Origin of the sequence: Microcella alkaliphila, from assembly GCF_002355395.1 — a bacterium.
In the GTDB taxonomy this organism is placed as follows: domain Bacteria; phylum Actinomycetota; class Actinomycetes; order Actinomycetales; family Microbacteriaceae; genus Microcella; species Microcella alkaliphila_A.
Map to the genome: position 1 here is coordinate 2,041,376 of NZ_AP017315.1, position 13,867 is coordinate 2,055,242.

The 13,867-nt window shown below is 68.3% G+C and carries 10 protein-coding genes; 6 read left to right on the forward strand and 4 right to left on the reverse strand.

Annotation, left to right across the window (positions count from 1 at the left end):
- Positions 1-10: 10 nt before the first annotated feature.
- Positions 11-3,286 (reverse strand): isoleucine--tRNA ligase, encoded by a 3,276-nt coding sequence (gene ileS, locus CPY97_RS10070; RefSeq protein WP_096422385.1) that lies wholly within the window; start codon positions 3,284-3,286, stop codon positions 11-13.
- 275 nt (positions 3,287-3,561) lie between these two features.
- Here ileS and CPY97_RS10075 point away from each other — a divergent pair, with 275 nt between their 5' ends.
- From CPY97_RS10075 to CPY97_RS10090, 4 genes are all read left to right on the forward strand, one after another.
- A complete protein-coding gene (locus CPY97_RS10075; protein ID WP_231923919.1) occupies positions 3,562-4,959 on the forward strand; it encodes an MFS transporter in 1,398 nt (465 codons plus the stop codon).
- Positions 4,960-5,099: 140 nt separating this feature from the next.
- Positions 5,100-7,688 carry a valine--tRNA ligase gene (valS, locus tag CPY97_RS10080; protein WP_096422387.1) on the forward strand — a complete coding sequence of 863 codons (2,589 nt, stop codon included), beginning with the start codon at positions 5,100-5,102 and terminating at the stop codon, positions 7,686-7,688.
- A gap of 54 nt (positions 7,689-7,742) precedes the next feature.
- Positions 7,743-8,186 carry a GNAT family N-acetyltransferase gene (locus tag CPY97_RS10085; protein ID WP_096422389.1) on the forward strand — a complete coding sequence of 148 codons (444 nt, stop codon included), beginning with the start codon at positions 7,743-7,745 and terminating at the stop codon, positions 8,184-8,186.
- A gap of 27 nt (positions 8,187-8,213) precedes the next feature.
- Entirely contained in the window at positions 8,214-8,438 is a 225-nt protein-coding gene (locus tag CPY97_RS10090) for a hypothetical protein (RefSeq protein ID WP_419866104.1), read from the forward strand.
- 344 nt (positions 8,439-8,782) lie between these two features.
- Here CPY97_RS10090 and CPY97_RS10100 read toward each other — a convergent pair whose 3' ends face one another.
- Positions 8,783-9,394: an ArsR/SmtB family transcription factor gene (locus CPY97_RS10100; RefSeq protein WP_096422395.1), complete on the reverse strand. Its 612-nt coding sequence runs from the start codon at positions 9,392-9,394 to the stop codon at positions 8,783-8,785.
- A 150-nt stretch (positions 9,395-9,544) separates the two neighbouring features.
- On the opposite strand from CPY97_RS10100, the gene CPY97_RS10105 reads away from it, so the two are divergent.
- Both CPY97_RS10105 and CPY97_RS10110 read left to right on the forward strand, forming a co-directional pair.
- Positions 9,545-11,575, forward strand: coding sequence for a M3 family metallopeptidase (locus CPY97_RS10105; RefSeq protein WP_096422397.1), 2,031 nt, complete (start codon positions 9,545-9,547; stop codon positions 11,573-11,575).
- Between the two features lie 79 nt (positions 11,576-11,654).
- Positions 11,655-12,086 carry an aldehyde dehydrogenase gene (locus CPY97_RS10110; protein WP_231923920.1) on the forward strand — a complete coding sequence of 144 codons (432 nt, stop codon included), beginning with the start codon at positions 11,655-11,657 and terminating at the stop codon, positions 12,084-12,086.
- 13 nt (positions 12,087-12,099) lie between these two features.
- On the opposite strand, the gene CPY97_RS10115 is transcribed toward CPY97_RS10110, so the two are convergent.
- Positions 12,100-12,444, reverse strand: a complete 345-nt coding sequence (locus CPY97_RS10115) for a hypothetical protein (RefSeq protein WP_096422401.1) — start codon at positions 12,442-12,444, stop codon at positions 12,100-12,102.
- Between the two features lie 86 nt (positions 12,445-12,530).
- Positions 12,531-13,859 carry a GNAT family N-acetyltransferase gene (locus CPY97_RS10120; protein WP_096422403.1) on the reverse strand — a complete coding sequence of 443 codons (1,329 nt, stop codon included), beginning with the start codon at positions 13,857-13,859 and terminating at the stop codon, positions 12,531-12,533.
- Positions 13,860-13,867 lie beyond the last annotated feature (8 nt).

Genomic DNA, 13,867 nt, shown 5'->3' on the forward strand with positions numbered 1-13,867 from the left:
GGTCGGATGCTCAGGCGTCGGGGGCGCGCGTGACAGCGACGCGGATGCGCCCCGCGCCGACCGGCACCGCGTCGTCGGCGGAGCCGAGTTCGGCGACCGAGGTCTCGAGCGCCACGGCGAGGGTTTCGCCGGTGACGAGGTCGCGGTGTGCATCGATCGCCGCCTGCGTCTCGGCCGTGTCTGCCGTCACGGTGAGGCGAATGCGGTCGCTGACCTCCAAGCCGGCGTCCTTGCGTGCCTGCTGGATGGCGCGCACCGCATCGCGGGCGAGCCCCTCGGCCTCGAGCTCGGCAGTGAGCGTCGTGTCGAGCAGGGCGAAGCCGCCACCGGGCAGGAATGCGACGGCGGCGTTCCCGTCGGCGAGGTCGAGCTCGAGCGTGTACTCGCCCTCGATGAGCGGCACGCCGCCCACGACGACGGTCTCGCCGTCGACGCTCCAGTCGCCGGCCTTCGCGGCCTGGATCACCTGCTGCACCTGCTTGCCGATGCGGGGGCCGGCGGCGCGGGCGTTGACCGCGAGCCGGCGGGTGATGCCGTGAGCTTCGACGAGCGAGTCGTCGAACTCGACGAGGTCGAGCTGCTTGACGTTCAGCTCGTCGCGCACGATGTCGGCGAACGGCTCGAGCGCGGTCACCTCGGGGGTAACCACGGTGAGGCGCGCGAGCGGCAGGCGCACCCGCAGGCCGCGGGCCTTGCGCAGGGCGAGGCCCGCGCTTGCGAGCTGGCGCACCCGGTCCATGGCCGCGACCAGTGCGTCGTCGGCGGGGAACTCCTCGGCCTCTGGCCAGTCGGTGAGGTGCACGCTGTTGCCACCGGTGAGGCCCCGCCAGACCTCCTCGCTCACGAGCGGGGCGAGCGGGGCGGCGACGCGGGCGAGCGTCTCGAGAACCGTGTGCAGCGTGTCGAACGCGGCACGGTCATCCCCCGACCAGAAGCGCTCACGTGAGCGGCGCACGTACCAATTCGTCAGCACGTCGGCGAAGTCGCGGAGGGCTGCCGCCGCCATCGGCGAGTCGAGGTTCTCAAGCTCTGAGGTGACCGTCTCGACGAGTCCGCGGGTCTTCGCGAGCAGGTAACGATCGAGCACGTTGTTGGAGTCGGTGCGGCGCCGCGCATCCGTGAGACCCGCAGCGTTCGCGTAGAGCCCATAGAAGTAGTACGTGCTCCACAGCGGCAGCAGGAACTCGCGCACGCCCGCGCGGATGCCCTCCTCGGTGACGACGAGGTTGCCGCCGCGGATAACTGAGCTCGACATGAGGAACCAGCGCATCGCATCCGCGCCGTCACGATCGAACACCTCACCGACGTCGGGATAGTTACGCAGGCTCTTGGACATCTTCTGCCCGTCGTTGCCGAGCACGATGCCGTGGCTGATGACCTTCTTGTATGCCGGGCGATCGAACAGGGCCGTGGCGAGGATGTGCATCGTGTAGAACCAGCCGCGGGTCTGCCCGATGTACTCGACGATGAAGTCCGACGGGTTGTGGCTGTCGAACCAGTCGGCGTTCTCGAACGGGTAGTGCACCTGCGCGAACGGCATCGAGCCCGAGTCGAACCAGACATCGAAGACGTCCTCGATGCGGCGCATCGTCGACCGGCCCGTCGGGTCGTCGGGGTTCGGTCGGGTGAGCGAGTCGATGAACGGGCGGTGCAGGTCGACCTCGCCGTGGGCGTTACGGGGAAGCTCGCCGAAGTCGGCCTCGAGCTCGGCGAGTGAGCCGTAGACGTCGATGCGGGGGTGGTTCGGGTCGTCGCTCTTCCACACCGGAATGGGGCTGCCCCAGTACCGGTTGCGGCTGATCGACCAGTCGCGCGCACCCTCGAGCCATTTGCCGAACTGGCCGTGCTTGACGTTGTCGGGCACCCACGTGATCTGCTCGTTGAGTTCGAGCATGCGGTCGCGGATCTCGGTGACACGCACGAACCAGCTCGACACGGCCTTGTAGATGAGCGGATTGCGGCAGCGCCAGCAGTGCGGGTAACTGTGCTCGTAGCTACGCACCTGCAGCAGGCGGCCCGCCTCACGCAGCATGCGCGTGAGCGTCTTGTTGGCCTCGAACACCTGCAGGCCCGCCACATCGCTCACCTGGTCGAGGAACGTGCCGCCATCGTCGACCGAGATGATGACCGGGATGCCGGCCGCGGCACACACGTTCTGGTCGTCCTCGCCGTAGGCGGGCGCCTGGTGCACGATGCCGGTGCCCTCGCCGGTGGCGACGTACTCGGCGACGAGGATCTGCCAGGCGTTCTGCATGCCGTACGTCTCGACGTCGGCGTAGTAGTCGAACAGTCGGTCGTAGTGAACTCCGCCGAGCTCAGCGCCGGTGAGGGTGCGCGTGACGGCCGCCTGCGCATCCGCTGCCGACTCGTACCCGAGATCCTTGGCGTAGGCGGCGATGGTGTCGGCGGCGAGCAGATACAGCGACTCGCCCTCGACCGCGTCGTCCGCGCTCGCCGCACCCCGAGCATCCGCCGCGCCGTTCGGGCCCGCCGGCACGATCGCGTAAGCGATCTCGGGGCCGACGGCGAGCGCCGCGTTCGTCGGAAGCGTCCAGGGGGTCGTCGTCCAGGCGAGGGCCTTCACGCCGGTGAGCCCGAGCGCCTCGGCTTTCGCGCCGACGAGCGGGAATGTGACCGTCACCGACTGGTCCTGACGCATCTGGTAGACGTCGTCGTCCATGCGCAGCTCGTGGTTCGACAGCGGCGTCTCGTCGCGCCAGCAGTAGGGCAACACGCGGTAGCCCTCGTAGGCGAGACCCTTGTCGATGAGGGTCTTGAACGCCCACAGCACGCTCTCCATGAACGAGATGTCGAGGGTCTTGTAGTCGTTCTCGAAGTCGACCCAGCGGGCCTGGCGGGTGACGTAGTCTTCCCACTCTTTCGTGTAGACGAGCACGCTTTCGCGCGCCTTCGCGTTGAACGCCTCGATGCCCATGGCCTCGATCTCGGCCTTCTCGGTGATGCCGAGCTGCTTCATTGCCTCCAGCTCGGCGGGCAGGCCGTGGGTGTCCCAGCCGAAGCGGCGATGCACCTGCTTGCCGCGCATCGTCTGGAAGCGCGGGAACAGGTCTTTCGCGTATCCCGTCAGCAGGTGCCCGTAGTGCGGCAGGCCGTTGGCGAACGGCGGGCCGTCGTAGAAGACCCACTCGTCGCATCCGTCGCGGTTCGCCACCGACCGGCGGAACGTGTCGGTGGTGGCCCAATAGTCGAGCACCTCGCGCTCGAGCTCAGGAAAGCGCGGGGAGGCGACGATGCCGTCGGTGTCGCGATGCAGCGGGTAACCCATGGTGTCTCCGGTCAGTGGATGCGTCAGCTCACGTACCGCGAGGACGACCGGCCGAAAAACGGCCTGCCGCGGTACCACCCCGCTTGCCCGCACCCCCGCCGTCGGGGCCGCGCGCCTCTCACTCACCGGCTGTGACGGGCCTGCCCCGCTCGGGTCTACTGGCGGCCTGGGCCACGTTCTTCCGAGGACTCCCCGGTGATGGCCGGATCGCAGTCAATGCGCCGATTCTAGCGGGATGCGGGAATAGGCGGCGCACCGCGTACGCTCGACTACTCGTGTCTGATAACGCACGTGGCAAAGCGCCCACCACGTCCCCCTCGGCGAGCACCGCGGCGCCCCGCGACCTCGCAGCACCCTCTGACCCCCGCATCGCGCGTCGCGCGCGCTGGGCGTCGCTCGTCGGAACCTCGCTCGAGTCGTACGACTTCTACATCTACGCGTACTTCGCGGCCTTCTTCGTCGGCCCGCTGTTCTTCGACCCGCTCGGCGGGTTCGGCGGAACCCTCGCGGCGTTCCTGTCGATCGCGCTCGCCTTCGTGATCCGCCCGGTAGGCGCGATCATTTTCGGTCACATCGGTGACCGGCTCGGTCGCCGCATGACACTCATCGTCACGGTGACCCTCATGGGCGTCGCGACCGGCCTCATCGGTGTGCTGCCGACCTACGAGCAGGCCGGCTGGTTCGGCGCCGCGATCCTCGTGGTGCTCCGCCTCCTGCAGGGCATCTCGCTCGGCGGAGAGTGGGGCGGCGCGGTGCTCATCGCGACCGAGCACGAGAGCCGCGCGAAGCGCGCCTTCGCCGCCGCGATGCCGCAGCTCGGCTCGCCGATTGGCTCGATCCTGTCGGCCGGCGCCTTCATCTGGCTGACCCTCGCCCTCACGAACGAGCAGATCACCGAGTGGGCGTGGCGCCTGCCGTTCCTCACCGCGATTCCCCTCTTGCTCGTGTCGCTCTACCTGCGCGTCACCGTCACCGAGACGCCCGTCTTCCAGGCCGTCGCAACGACCAACAAGCGCGTGCGCGTGCCGCTCGCCGAGCTGCTGAAGCGCCAGCCGGTGACGATCCTCGTCGCCGTCGGCGTCGCCCTGCTCGGCATCGGCTCGTACTCGCTGATGAACACGTACACGATCAACTACGGCGTGACGCAGCTCGGCTTCGAGTACTACCAACTGCTGATCGCGACGACGATCGGCGGCCTACTGCAACTCGTCACGATTCCGCTGTTCGGCGCGTGGGCGACCCGCATCGGCTCCGGCCAGGTCATCGCGTGGGGCGCCCTCGGCACCCTGCTCGTCGCGTTCCCGATTTACTTCTTCCTGCAGTTCGCGAACTTCGGCGTGCTGGTGGCGATGATGGTGATCGGCGGCATCCTGCCCACGATGAGCTGGGCTGCCCTCGGGGGCATCTTCACCGAGCTCTTCGACGAGCGCTACCGCTATTCGGCCCTCGGCTTCGCCTACTCGCTGGCCGCCGTCGTGTCGGGCTTCGTACCCGCGCTGACGCTCACGATCGGCGAGCTGTCCGGGAACGCGTGGTGGCACCCCGGCGTCGTGCTCGCCGCGATGAGCGCCATCACGCTCGTGAGCGCCCTCATCGCGATCCGGATGCGCGTTGATCGCGACGAGGACGATCCGGCCGCCGCGCGCATCCCGGCAGACACCGCCGCCGCGTAACGCGCGCTTCGCACGCCGCGCGAACGGGGGTCGACGCCCAGTCGGCCCCCGTTCTGCCGCCGGTACACTGAACGCCGACCCCACACTCAGGCACCCTTACCTCTTGACACGGTGCCGCCCATAGCGAAGCGAGTTTTTCGATGTCCCACGCCGCCCTGCCCGACAAGCCCGCCCTCGAAGGACTCGAAGCGAAGTGGGGCGAGGCGTGGGAGCGCCAGGGCACGTACCGCTTCGACCGGGCCGCAGCCGAGGCCGCCGGCAAGTCGTGCGTCTACGCCGTCGACACTCCCCCGCCGACCGCGTCGGGCTCGCTGCACATCGGCCACGTGTTCAGCTACACCCACATGGACCTCGCCGCGCGCTACCAGCGCATGCGCGGCAAGCACCTGTTCTACCCGATGGGCTGGGACGACAACGGGCTGCCCACTGAGCGTCGCGTGCAGAACTACTACGGCGTGCGCTGCGACCCGTCGCTGCCCTACGACCCCGACTTCGCCCCGCCGTTCGAGGGCGGCGACAACAAGTCGTCGAAGGCCGCCGACCAGGTTCCGGTCAGCCGCCGCAACTTCATCGAGCTGTGCGAGAAGCTCACCGTCGAAGACGAGAAGCAGTTCGAAGACCTGTGGCGGGCGCTCGGCCTGAGCGTCGACTGGTCGCTCACCTATCGCACGATCGGCGACGAGGCGCAGCGTGCCGCGCAGCGCGCGTTCCTGCGCAACCTTGCCCGAGGGGAGGCCTACCAGGCCGACGCCCCGACGCTGTGGGACGTGACCTTCCGCACCGCCGTCGCCCAGGCTGAGCTCGAAGACAAAGAGATGCCCGGCGCCTACCACCGGGTGTCGTTCCACACGCCCGACGGCGGCACGATCGAGATCGAGACGACCCGGCCGGAACTGATCGCGGCCTGCGTGGCGCTCGTCGCGCATCCCGATGACGAGCGCTACCAGCCCTACTTCGGCACGACCGTTCGCACACCGCTCTTCGGCGTCGAGGTTCCCGTTGTCGCGCATCGTCTCGCCCAGCAGGACAAGGGATCGGGCATCGCGATGGTCTGCACCTTCGGTGATGTCACCGACGTGATCTGGTGGCGCGAGCTCGACCTCGCGACCCGCCCGATTCTCGGCAAAGACGGGCGCATTCTCGCCGACCCGCCCCCCGGCATCGAGGGCGCCGCCGCCGAGGTGTACGCCGAGCTCGCCGGCAAGACCGTGTTCAGCGCGAAGGCGCGCATGGTCGAGCTGCTGACCGAGTCAGGTGACCTGCACGGCGAGCCGCGCGCGATCACACACCCCGTGAAGTTCTTCGAGAAGGGCGACAAGCCGCTCGAGATCGTCACCACCCGCCAGTGGTACATCACGAACGGCGCCCGCGATGAGGCCCTCAATGCGCGCCTCATCGAGCGCGGCCGCGAGGTCGCCTTCCACCCCGACTTCATGCGCGTGCGCTACGAGAACTGGGTCGGCGGCCTCTCGGGCGACTGGCTGATCTCGCGTCAGCGCTTCTTCGGCGTGCCGATTCCCGTCTGGTACCGACTGGACGAGCAGGGTGAGATCACGGGCGAGCCGATCGTCCCGAGCGAGGACCAGCTGCCGGTCGACCCGTCATCGATGCCGGCCCCCGGCTTCGACGAGGCCCAGCGCGGTGAGCCGAACGGCTTCGTCGGCGAGGTCGACATCATGGACACCTGGGCGACCTCGAGCCTGACGCCGCAGATCGCCGGTCGCTGGGAGGAAGACCCCGCGCTGTTCGACCTGGTGTTCCCCTACGACCTGCGCAGCCAGGGCCAAGACATCATTCGCACCTGGCTGTTCTCGACCGTGCTGCGCGCCGAGCTTGAACACGGCACGGTGCCGTGGACGAACGCCGGCATCTCGGGCTTCATTGTCGACCCCGACCGCAAGAAGATGTCGAAGTCGAAGGGCAACGTCGTGACCCCCGCCGCGATGCTCGAGTCCCACGGCTCCGACGCGGTGCGCTACTGGGCAGCTAGCTCGCGCCTCGGCACCGACGCGGCCTTCGACCCGCAGAACCCGAAGCAGATGAAGATCGGCCGGCGCCTCGCGATCAAGGTGCTGAACGCCGCGAAGTTCGTCTACTCATTCCCCGCACCCGAGGCGGCCGAGGCCGGCAGCAAAGCTGTCACCGAACCGCTCGATATCGACATGCTCGCCACGCTGTCGGAGGTCGTCCAGACCGCGACCGCCGCGTACGACGGCTACGACCACGCGCGGGCGCTCGAGACCACCGAGCAGTTCTTCTGGACGTTCTGCGACGACTACCTTGAACTCGTCAAGGAGCGGGCCTACGGCTCGCAGGGCGAAGTCGGCCAGGCGAGCGCCGTCGCGGCCCTGCGCCTCGCGATCGACGTCATGCTGCGCCTCTTCGCCCCCGTGCTGCCGTTCGCGACCGAGGAGGTCTGGAGCTGGACGCACGACGGCAGCGTGCACACCGCCGCGTGGCCGACCGTCGACGAGATCGGTGTCGACGCTCAGCACGGCGGGCTGCTTGCCCTCGTCTCGCAGGCCCTGATCGGCGTGCGCCGGGCGAAGACCGACGCGAAGGCCTCGCAGAAGACGCCCGTGACCCGGGCCGTGCTCGCCGCCCCCGCGCTGCTGTCGTTCGCCGTGGACGACCTGAAGGCCGTCGGCCGCATCGCCGAGCTGGAGCTGACGGAGGCCGACGAGATCGCGGTCGTGTCGATCGAGCTCGGCGAGCTGCCGACCAGCTGACCGCAGCCTGACATCTGCTGGCGGAGGCATGCGCACCTTTGCCACACTGGTGCGATGGTTCACGTTCGGCCGATCGACGAGGGTGATCACGCGCGCTGGCGCGAACTGTTCACGGCGTACGGCGTCTTCTACGAAACCGAGTTTCCGGCGAGCGCGCTCGAGGGCGTCTGGGCGTGGATTCGCGATCCCGAGCATCCGTTGCTCTGTTTTGTAGCCGACGATGACGCGGGCACAATCGTCGGATTCGCTCACGTGCGCGAGCAACCCGACACGTTCACCGCGGGGCCCGGCTGGTACCTTGACGACCTGTTCACCGACCCGGATGCACGGGGTCAGGGAATCGCAACGGCCCTGATCGAGGCGATCAGCGAGCACGCGGCCCGCCACGGCGGCGGGACACTGCGCTGGATCACGGCCGCCGACAACGAACGCGCACAACGCGTGTACGACCGGGTGGCGACCCGTACCACCTGGGTCACCTACGAGAAGGAGATCTGAGACGTGCAACTGGGTACACGATGGGCCGTGGGCGATACTCCCCCGCCGCAGTTGACTCCCGAGGTCGTCGCGGCGATTCACCGCGTGGAGGGTGAGCTGCTCGGTTTCGACACGACGCAGTGGCGCTGGACCTTGACGTGGCTCGAGGGCCGGCCGGTCGTGCAGCTGGACGATGGCACGACGATCCGGGTGAGCCCGAGCGGTCGGGTGCACGTCTCGAACGAGGACGACGCCGACGAGCTCGACCGCTAGACAGGCTCGCACCCCGCCTCACGCGGCGGGAGGTCCGGGGCGTATCTCCCGGTCGATGGCGGATGCTCGGAACATCCGTTCGGTGCCATCGATTCCTGCGCCGCGTGATGCGGGGTGCGAGGTGTGACCTAGGGCGGGCTACTGCGCGATCCCGAATCGGAACCCTTCAGCAGCCCGTCTGCGGTCAGTCTCTGCCCGCAGCCTGAGCGCTTGCTGTTCGTGAGTTGCATGTGCGCTGGGCATCTTGGCCCAGGCGATGAGCGCGACGCCAGCCGCCAGCGCCAGTCGGCGAACGACCGGTCGCCGACGGGCGATGCGGGGAACTACGGGGATGCTCATGGTGGTCATGACGCGTCCTCCTCGGTGATCTCGTGCCCATCGAGCACGGGGAAGGCGAAGTACTGGATCTGGACGGGTCGGGAACCGACGACCCGTTGGCCGCGATGCTCGGCAGCGAACTGACTGACCAGATCGAAGATCTGCTCGTTCAATTCGTGGAGCTGCTCAGCGGTCACGTGGACACTGGCGGAGTGCAGCATGGTGGAGTGCTGCCAGCGCTCGGCAAGCTCGGTCATGCCGCGCTCGACGATGTCGCGCACCCCCGCCTCGCGGTGGTGCAGCCACTCGCGCATGATGACGCGGCTGGCCTGTTTGCCCGCCTCACTCTGGTCGAGCTCGGGCCCGCCCATCGTGATCGGGCCGGGAGTGCGTTCCCACCAGCGCTCGCGGGCGGTGCCGCGCCCCTCGACCTCGCGCACATAGCCGTGCTTTTCGAGCTGGCGCAGGTGGTAGCTGGTGGCCCCGCTCGACTCTCCGAGCCGCTCGCCCAGGGTGCTCGCGGTATGCGCACCGTAGGTCGACAGCGCCTCGATGATCTGCACGCGCAGCGGATGTGCCAGCGCCTTGAGGCCGTCGAGGTCGGCGACGCGGCCGTCGGTGGTGTCGGTGGAGGTCATGTCACAAAGATAGCATTGCAAAGTTTCCTTTGCAAGCAATTCTTTGCATTGTTTTATTTGCAAGCGCTTCTTTGCCGTCGGCGCACTGTGCGAGAGCCGGGGCGTGCATCCCTGACACGCGCACCAAAGCAAGCGGCATACAGTGGCCGGATGACGAATCCGTTTTTCGCGCCGAGCACCCTGCCCTACCAGCTGCCTCCGTTCGCCGAGATCCGCGAGGAGCACTATGCCGAGGCGATCGACGCCGGCATGGCCGAGCAGCGCGCCGAGATCGCCGCGATCACCGCGCAAAACGATGAGCCGACATTTGCCAACACCATGGAACCGCTCGAGCGCAGTGGCCAGCTGCTCATGCGCGTGCTGCGAGTGTTCTACAACCAGTCGAGCGCCAACTCGTCTGACGCGACGAACGCGCTGGAGGAGCAGTACGCTCCCCTGCTGTCGGCGCACCAGGATGCAATCACACTCGATGCCGCACTGTTCGCCCGCATCGACACGTTGCACTCACGGCTTGACGAGCTCGACCTCACGGACGAGCAGCGGTATCTGATCGAGCGGCGCCATACCGAGATGTCGCTCGCCGGCGCCGGGCTCGACGACACCGCAAAGGCGCGCCTTGGCGAACTGAACAGCCGCCTGTCGACGCTCACCACGAAGTTCGAGAAGAATCTCCTGGCGGACACGAACGACCTCGCCGTCGTCGTCGACGACGTGGCCGAGCTCGACGGACTGACCTCGGGCGAGATCGCCGCCTGTGCGCAAGCCGCTGCCGACCGCGGGCTGGACGGCAAGTACCTCGTCTCGCTCGTGCTGCCGACGGGTCACCCCTACCTCGCGTCACTCACGAACCGTGAACTGCGCGAACGCATCATGGCCGCTTCACGAGCCCGCGGCGGTCGGGGTGGCGAGCACGACAACCGCGAGGTGCTGCTCGAGATCGTGCGGCTGCGGGCAGAGCGCGCTCGTCTGCTCGGATTCGACAACCACGCCGCATTTGTCGCGGCCGACCAGACCGCGAAGACACCCGAGAATATCGCCGCCATGCTCGAGAAGCTTGCCCCGGCGGCGGCACAGAATGCGCGGGCCGAGCAGGACAAGCTTGAGGCTCTTGCCGGTCACCCCATCGAGGCGCACGACTGGGCGTTCTACAGCGAGAAGGTGCGCGCCGCCGAGTTCGACGTCGATACCGCCGCCCTGCGTCCGTACTTCGAAGCGGAGCGCGTTCTGCAGAAGGGCGTGTTCGCCGCCGCCACCCAGGTGTTCGGCATCACCTTCACCGAGCGCATCGACCTCGTCGGGTACACCGACGGCGTGCGGGTGTTCGAGGTGCACAACGAGGACGGCAGCGAGCTGGGGCTCTACCTTCTCGATCTGTACACCCGCGACGCGAAGCGCGGCGGCGCCTGGATGAATGAGCTCATCGGCCAGAACGAGTTGCTCGACCACCCGACCGTGGTCGTCAACAACTTGAATGTGCCGAAGCCCCCGGCAGGCGCGCCGACCCTGCTCACCTTCGACGAGGTGAACACGTTCTTCCACGAATTCGGGCACGCCCTGCACGGTCTGTTCGCGCACGTTACCTACCCGCACTTCACGGGTACAAACGTCTATCGCGACTTCGTCGAGTTCCCGAGCCAGGTCAACGAAATGTGGATGCTGTGGCCCGGTCTCGTCGACGACTACGCCGTTCACCACGAAACCGGCGAGCCGATTCCGGCCGAGACGATCGAGAAGATCCGCGCGAGCGAAACGTGGGGCGAGGGTTTCGCGACGAGCGAGTACCTGGCTGCCGCCCTCCTCGACCAGGCGTGGCACCGGCTGAGCCCGGAGGAGGCGAACGCGGTCACCGACGTCGCCGCGTTCGAGGCGGAGGCGCTCGCCCGGGTCGGACTCGACAACCCGGCCGTGCCGACCCGCTACAGCTCGACGTATTTTGCCCACACGTTCTCGGGCGACTACGACGCTGGGTATTACAGCTACATCTGGAGCGAGGTGCTCGACGCCGACACGGTCGAGTGGTTCAGAGAGAACGGCGGCCTGACCCGCGCCAACGGCGACCGCTTCCGCGAATACGTGCTCGGGATCGGCGGCAAGCGCGACCCGCTCGAGGCGTACCGCGAGTTCCGGGGCCGCGAGGCCCGTATCGAGCCGCTGCTCGAGCGCCGGGGGCTCGCGGCCTAATTGTCAGCTTCGTCGCAGGCGCAATCCCTAGCCACGCGTCGAGCACGCGCGTAACGTGTCGTCACGCAGTACGGACACGATGACGAACAACAACGGAGAGGGTGGACTCCCGATGGATATGCGCATGATGATGGCCGACTCGATGGTCGAGGGTATGGATATGGAGGCGATGCAGAATCTCGTGGAGGCTGCCGCCGCCTGTGAGCAGGCGTGCACGATGTGCGTGAGCAGCATGATGGGCATGGACGGCATGGAGACGTGCAGCGCCCGCTGCATGAACTGCGCCGACATGAGCAACACGATGATGCGCATGATGATGCGCCCTGCCGGCATGGAGATGGATGCCATGATGGCCGCCATGCAGGCCTGCATGATGATGGCGAAGGCGTGTTCGGCCGAGTGCTCGATGCACGCCGACATGAACGATCACTGCCGCATGTGCGCGAGGGCGTGCGACGAGCTGGTCGCCGCGTGCGAGGACATGATGGCCTCGATGCGCCAGATGAGCTAACGACTCGAGGGTCTTACACACCAACCCCGACGCGGAGCACGCTGTGCTTCGCGTCGGCCGTTTTCAGCACGTCGTAGACCGCGTGCAGCGACACCGGGGCACCCGGCAGAAGCTCGCCCGTAAGGTCGGCGTGGTTCCACAGCATGATCGACTGGTCGTCGCACAGGGTGACGACCTCGATCCAGCCGCCCACCGAGGCTGCCACAACGATCGCGTCGCGCCACTTGCCCGGCGTCGCGGACGACACGCGGTCCTGTATCGGCGACACGGCGTGGCCCGCCGCGCTCGACGTGCACATCGCGTCGCAGTCAATCAGCGAGTGCTGGCGCTGCGAGTGCGAGGTCGAGTCGGCGAACATGCGGCAACGATACGAAGGCGCTGCCCCCCGCCGCCAGCGATCGCGTCACACGACGCAATACGCGGCGCTCGGTGCGACGCGCCCCGTCAGAACCAGATGCTGAGGCGCGGAGCGATCGGGCTACGCAGCATCGCGTCGGCGGCGACGGCGGCGCCCGGCGTCTGCTCGGCAATGCGGCCAGCGGCGGCGAGGGTGGCCGCATTGACGCCCCCGAGGTACAGCGAGCCGAGGGCCCGCACGTCGAGCGCGAGGTGCGCCGCGCCGTCGGGCGCATCCCCGTCGAGCGGCGCGCACTCCCCCGACCCGTCGGTGTGGGCGGTGAGCAGGTAGCGTCCTGCCGCGATACCGTCGGGGTCGTCCACGTCGAGCAGGAGGCTGCCCTCGGCTGCGTAGCCGCGCGCGGCGAAGGCGGCCGGCACGTCGAGGATGCGCACCCACAGATGATCGGTGACGTCCGTCGTGCGCACGGCACGAGCATCCGCGACCTGCCAGCGCAGCGGTTCGTCGACGCTGCGCAAGTCGACCGTGATCCCGGCGACGAGGTCGAGGTCGAGCAGGTAGCGCCACAGCGCGGCGTACGCGTCGGGGGTGGCTGCGATCAGCTCGGTGACCGTCACGCGGTGCTTCGTGAAGTCGCTGCCCTGCTCGGCGACGCGGTAGAGCGCGAACCCCTGCGGCTCGCCGTCGGCGTCGTCGTAGCGCACCGCGCGCAGGGCTCCCGCGTCTTTCTTCGTGTCACCGGTGAGGGCGAACATGCGATCCCACAGTCGTGGCCAGCGGTCGATCTCGCCGGGAACTCCGTGGCGCGCGCGGCGCTCGATCTCGGGCGCTTGCTGCCGTAGGGAAGCCCGCTCGACGAGGTGCACGCGGCCCTCAGGAACGGGACCGGTCCAGTTGGCGCGGCGTTGCTCGATCGAGAGGGATGCGGCGAAGGCGGCGGGCGAGAACCCGAAGCGCCCGTAGATGGTCGCCTCTGAGACCGTGAGCACCGCGAGCGGAGCGCCGTGCTCACGCGCAGCAGCCAGCTCTGACTCGAGCAGGGCGCGAGCGATGCCGCGGCGGCGGTGCGTCGGCGCGACCGTGACTGAGCTGATGGCCCAGGCCTCGACGTAGCGCTCGCCCGGGGTTGTCAGCCTTGTTGGCCACGAACTGACCGTCGCGACCGGGGTCGCCGGGTCGGCAGCAGAGTCATCCCACACGGCGGCGAGACGACTGTCGCGAAAGGGGGTGAAGCGGTCGGCGAGCTCGCCATCCTCGGGGTCGTCGGCGTAGAAGCCGCGCAGGTCGGCGCGCAGCCACGCCGCGCACTGCGCCTCGTCATCGAGGTCGACGAGGCCGAAGCGGAGACCACGGGCGGCGAGGGCGGCCGCCTGCTCGGCAGGAACGGGAAGGGACTGGAACGGGTGACGCGGCATGGCGCCAG

Excerpts from the sequence above, each read along its gene's own strand:
- ileS (WP_096422385.1), bottom strand. The coding sequence starts at position 3,286 with ATGGGTTACCCGCTGCATCGCGACACCGACGGCATCGTCGCCTCCCCG.
- CPY97_RS10085 (WP_096422389.1), top strand. The coding sequence starts at position 7,743 with ATGGTTCACGTTCGGCCGATCGACGAGGGTGATCACGCGCGCTGGCGC.
- CPY97_RS10110 (WP_231923920.1), top strand. The coding sequence starts at position 11,655 with ATGACGAACAACAACGGAGAGGGTGGACTCCCGATGGATATGCGCATG.
- valS (WP_096422387.1), top strand. The coding sequence starts at position 5,100 with ATGTCCCACGCCGCCCTGCCCGACAAGCCCGCCCTCGAAGGACTCGAA.
- CPY97_RS10120 (WP_096422403.1), bottom strand. The coding sequence starts at position 13,859 with ATGCCGCGTCACCCGTTCCAGTCCCTTCCCGTTCCTGCCGAGCAGGCG.
- CPY97_RS10105 (WP_096422397.1), top strand. The coding sequence starts at position 9,545 with ATGACGAATCCGTTTTTCGCGCCGAGCACCCTGCCCTACCAGCTGCCT.
- CPY97_RS10100 (WP_096422395.1), bottom strand. The coding sequence starts at position 9,394 with ATGACCTCCACCGACACCACCGACGGCCGCGTCGCCGACCTCGACGGC.
- CPY97_RS10115 (WP_096422401.1), bottom strand. The coding sequence starts at position 12,444 with ATGTTCGCCGACTCGACCTCGCACTCGCAGCGCCAGCACTCGCTGATT.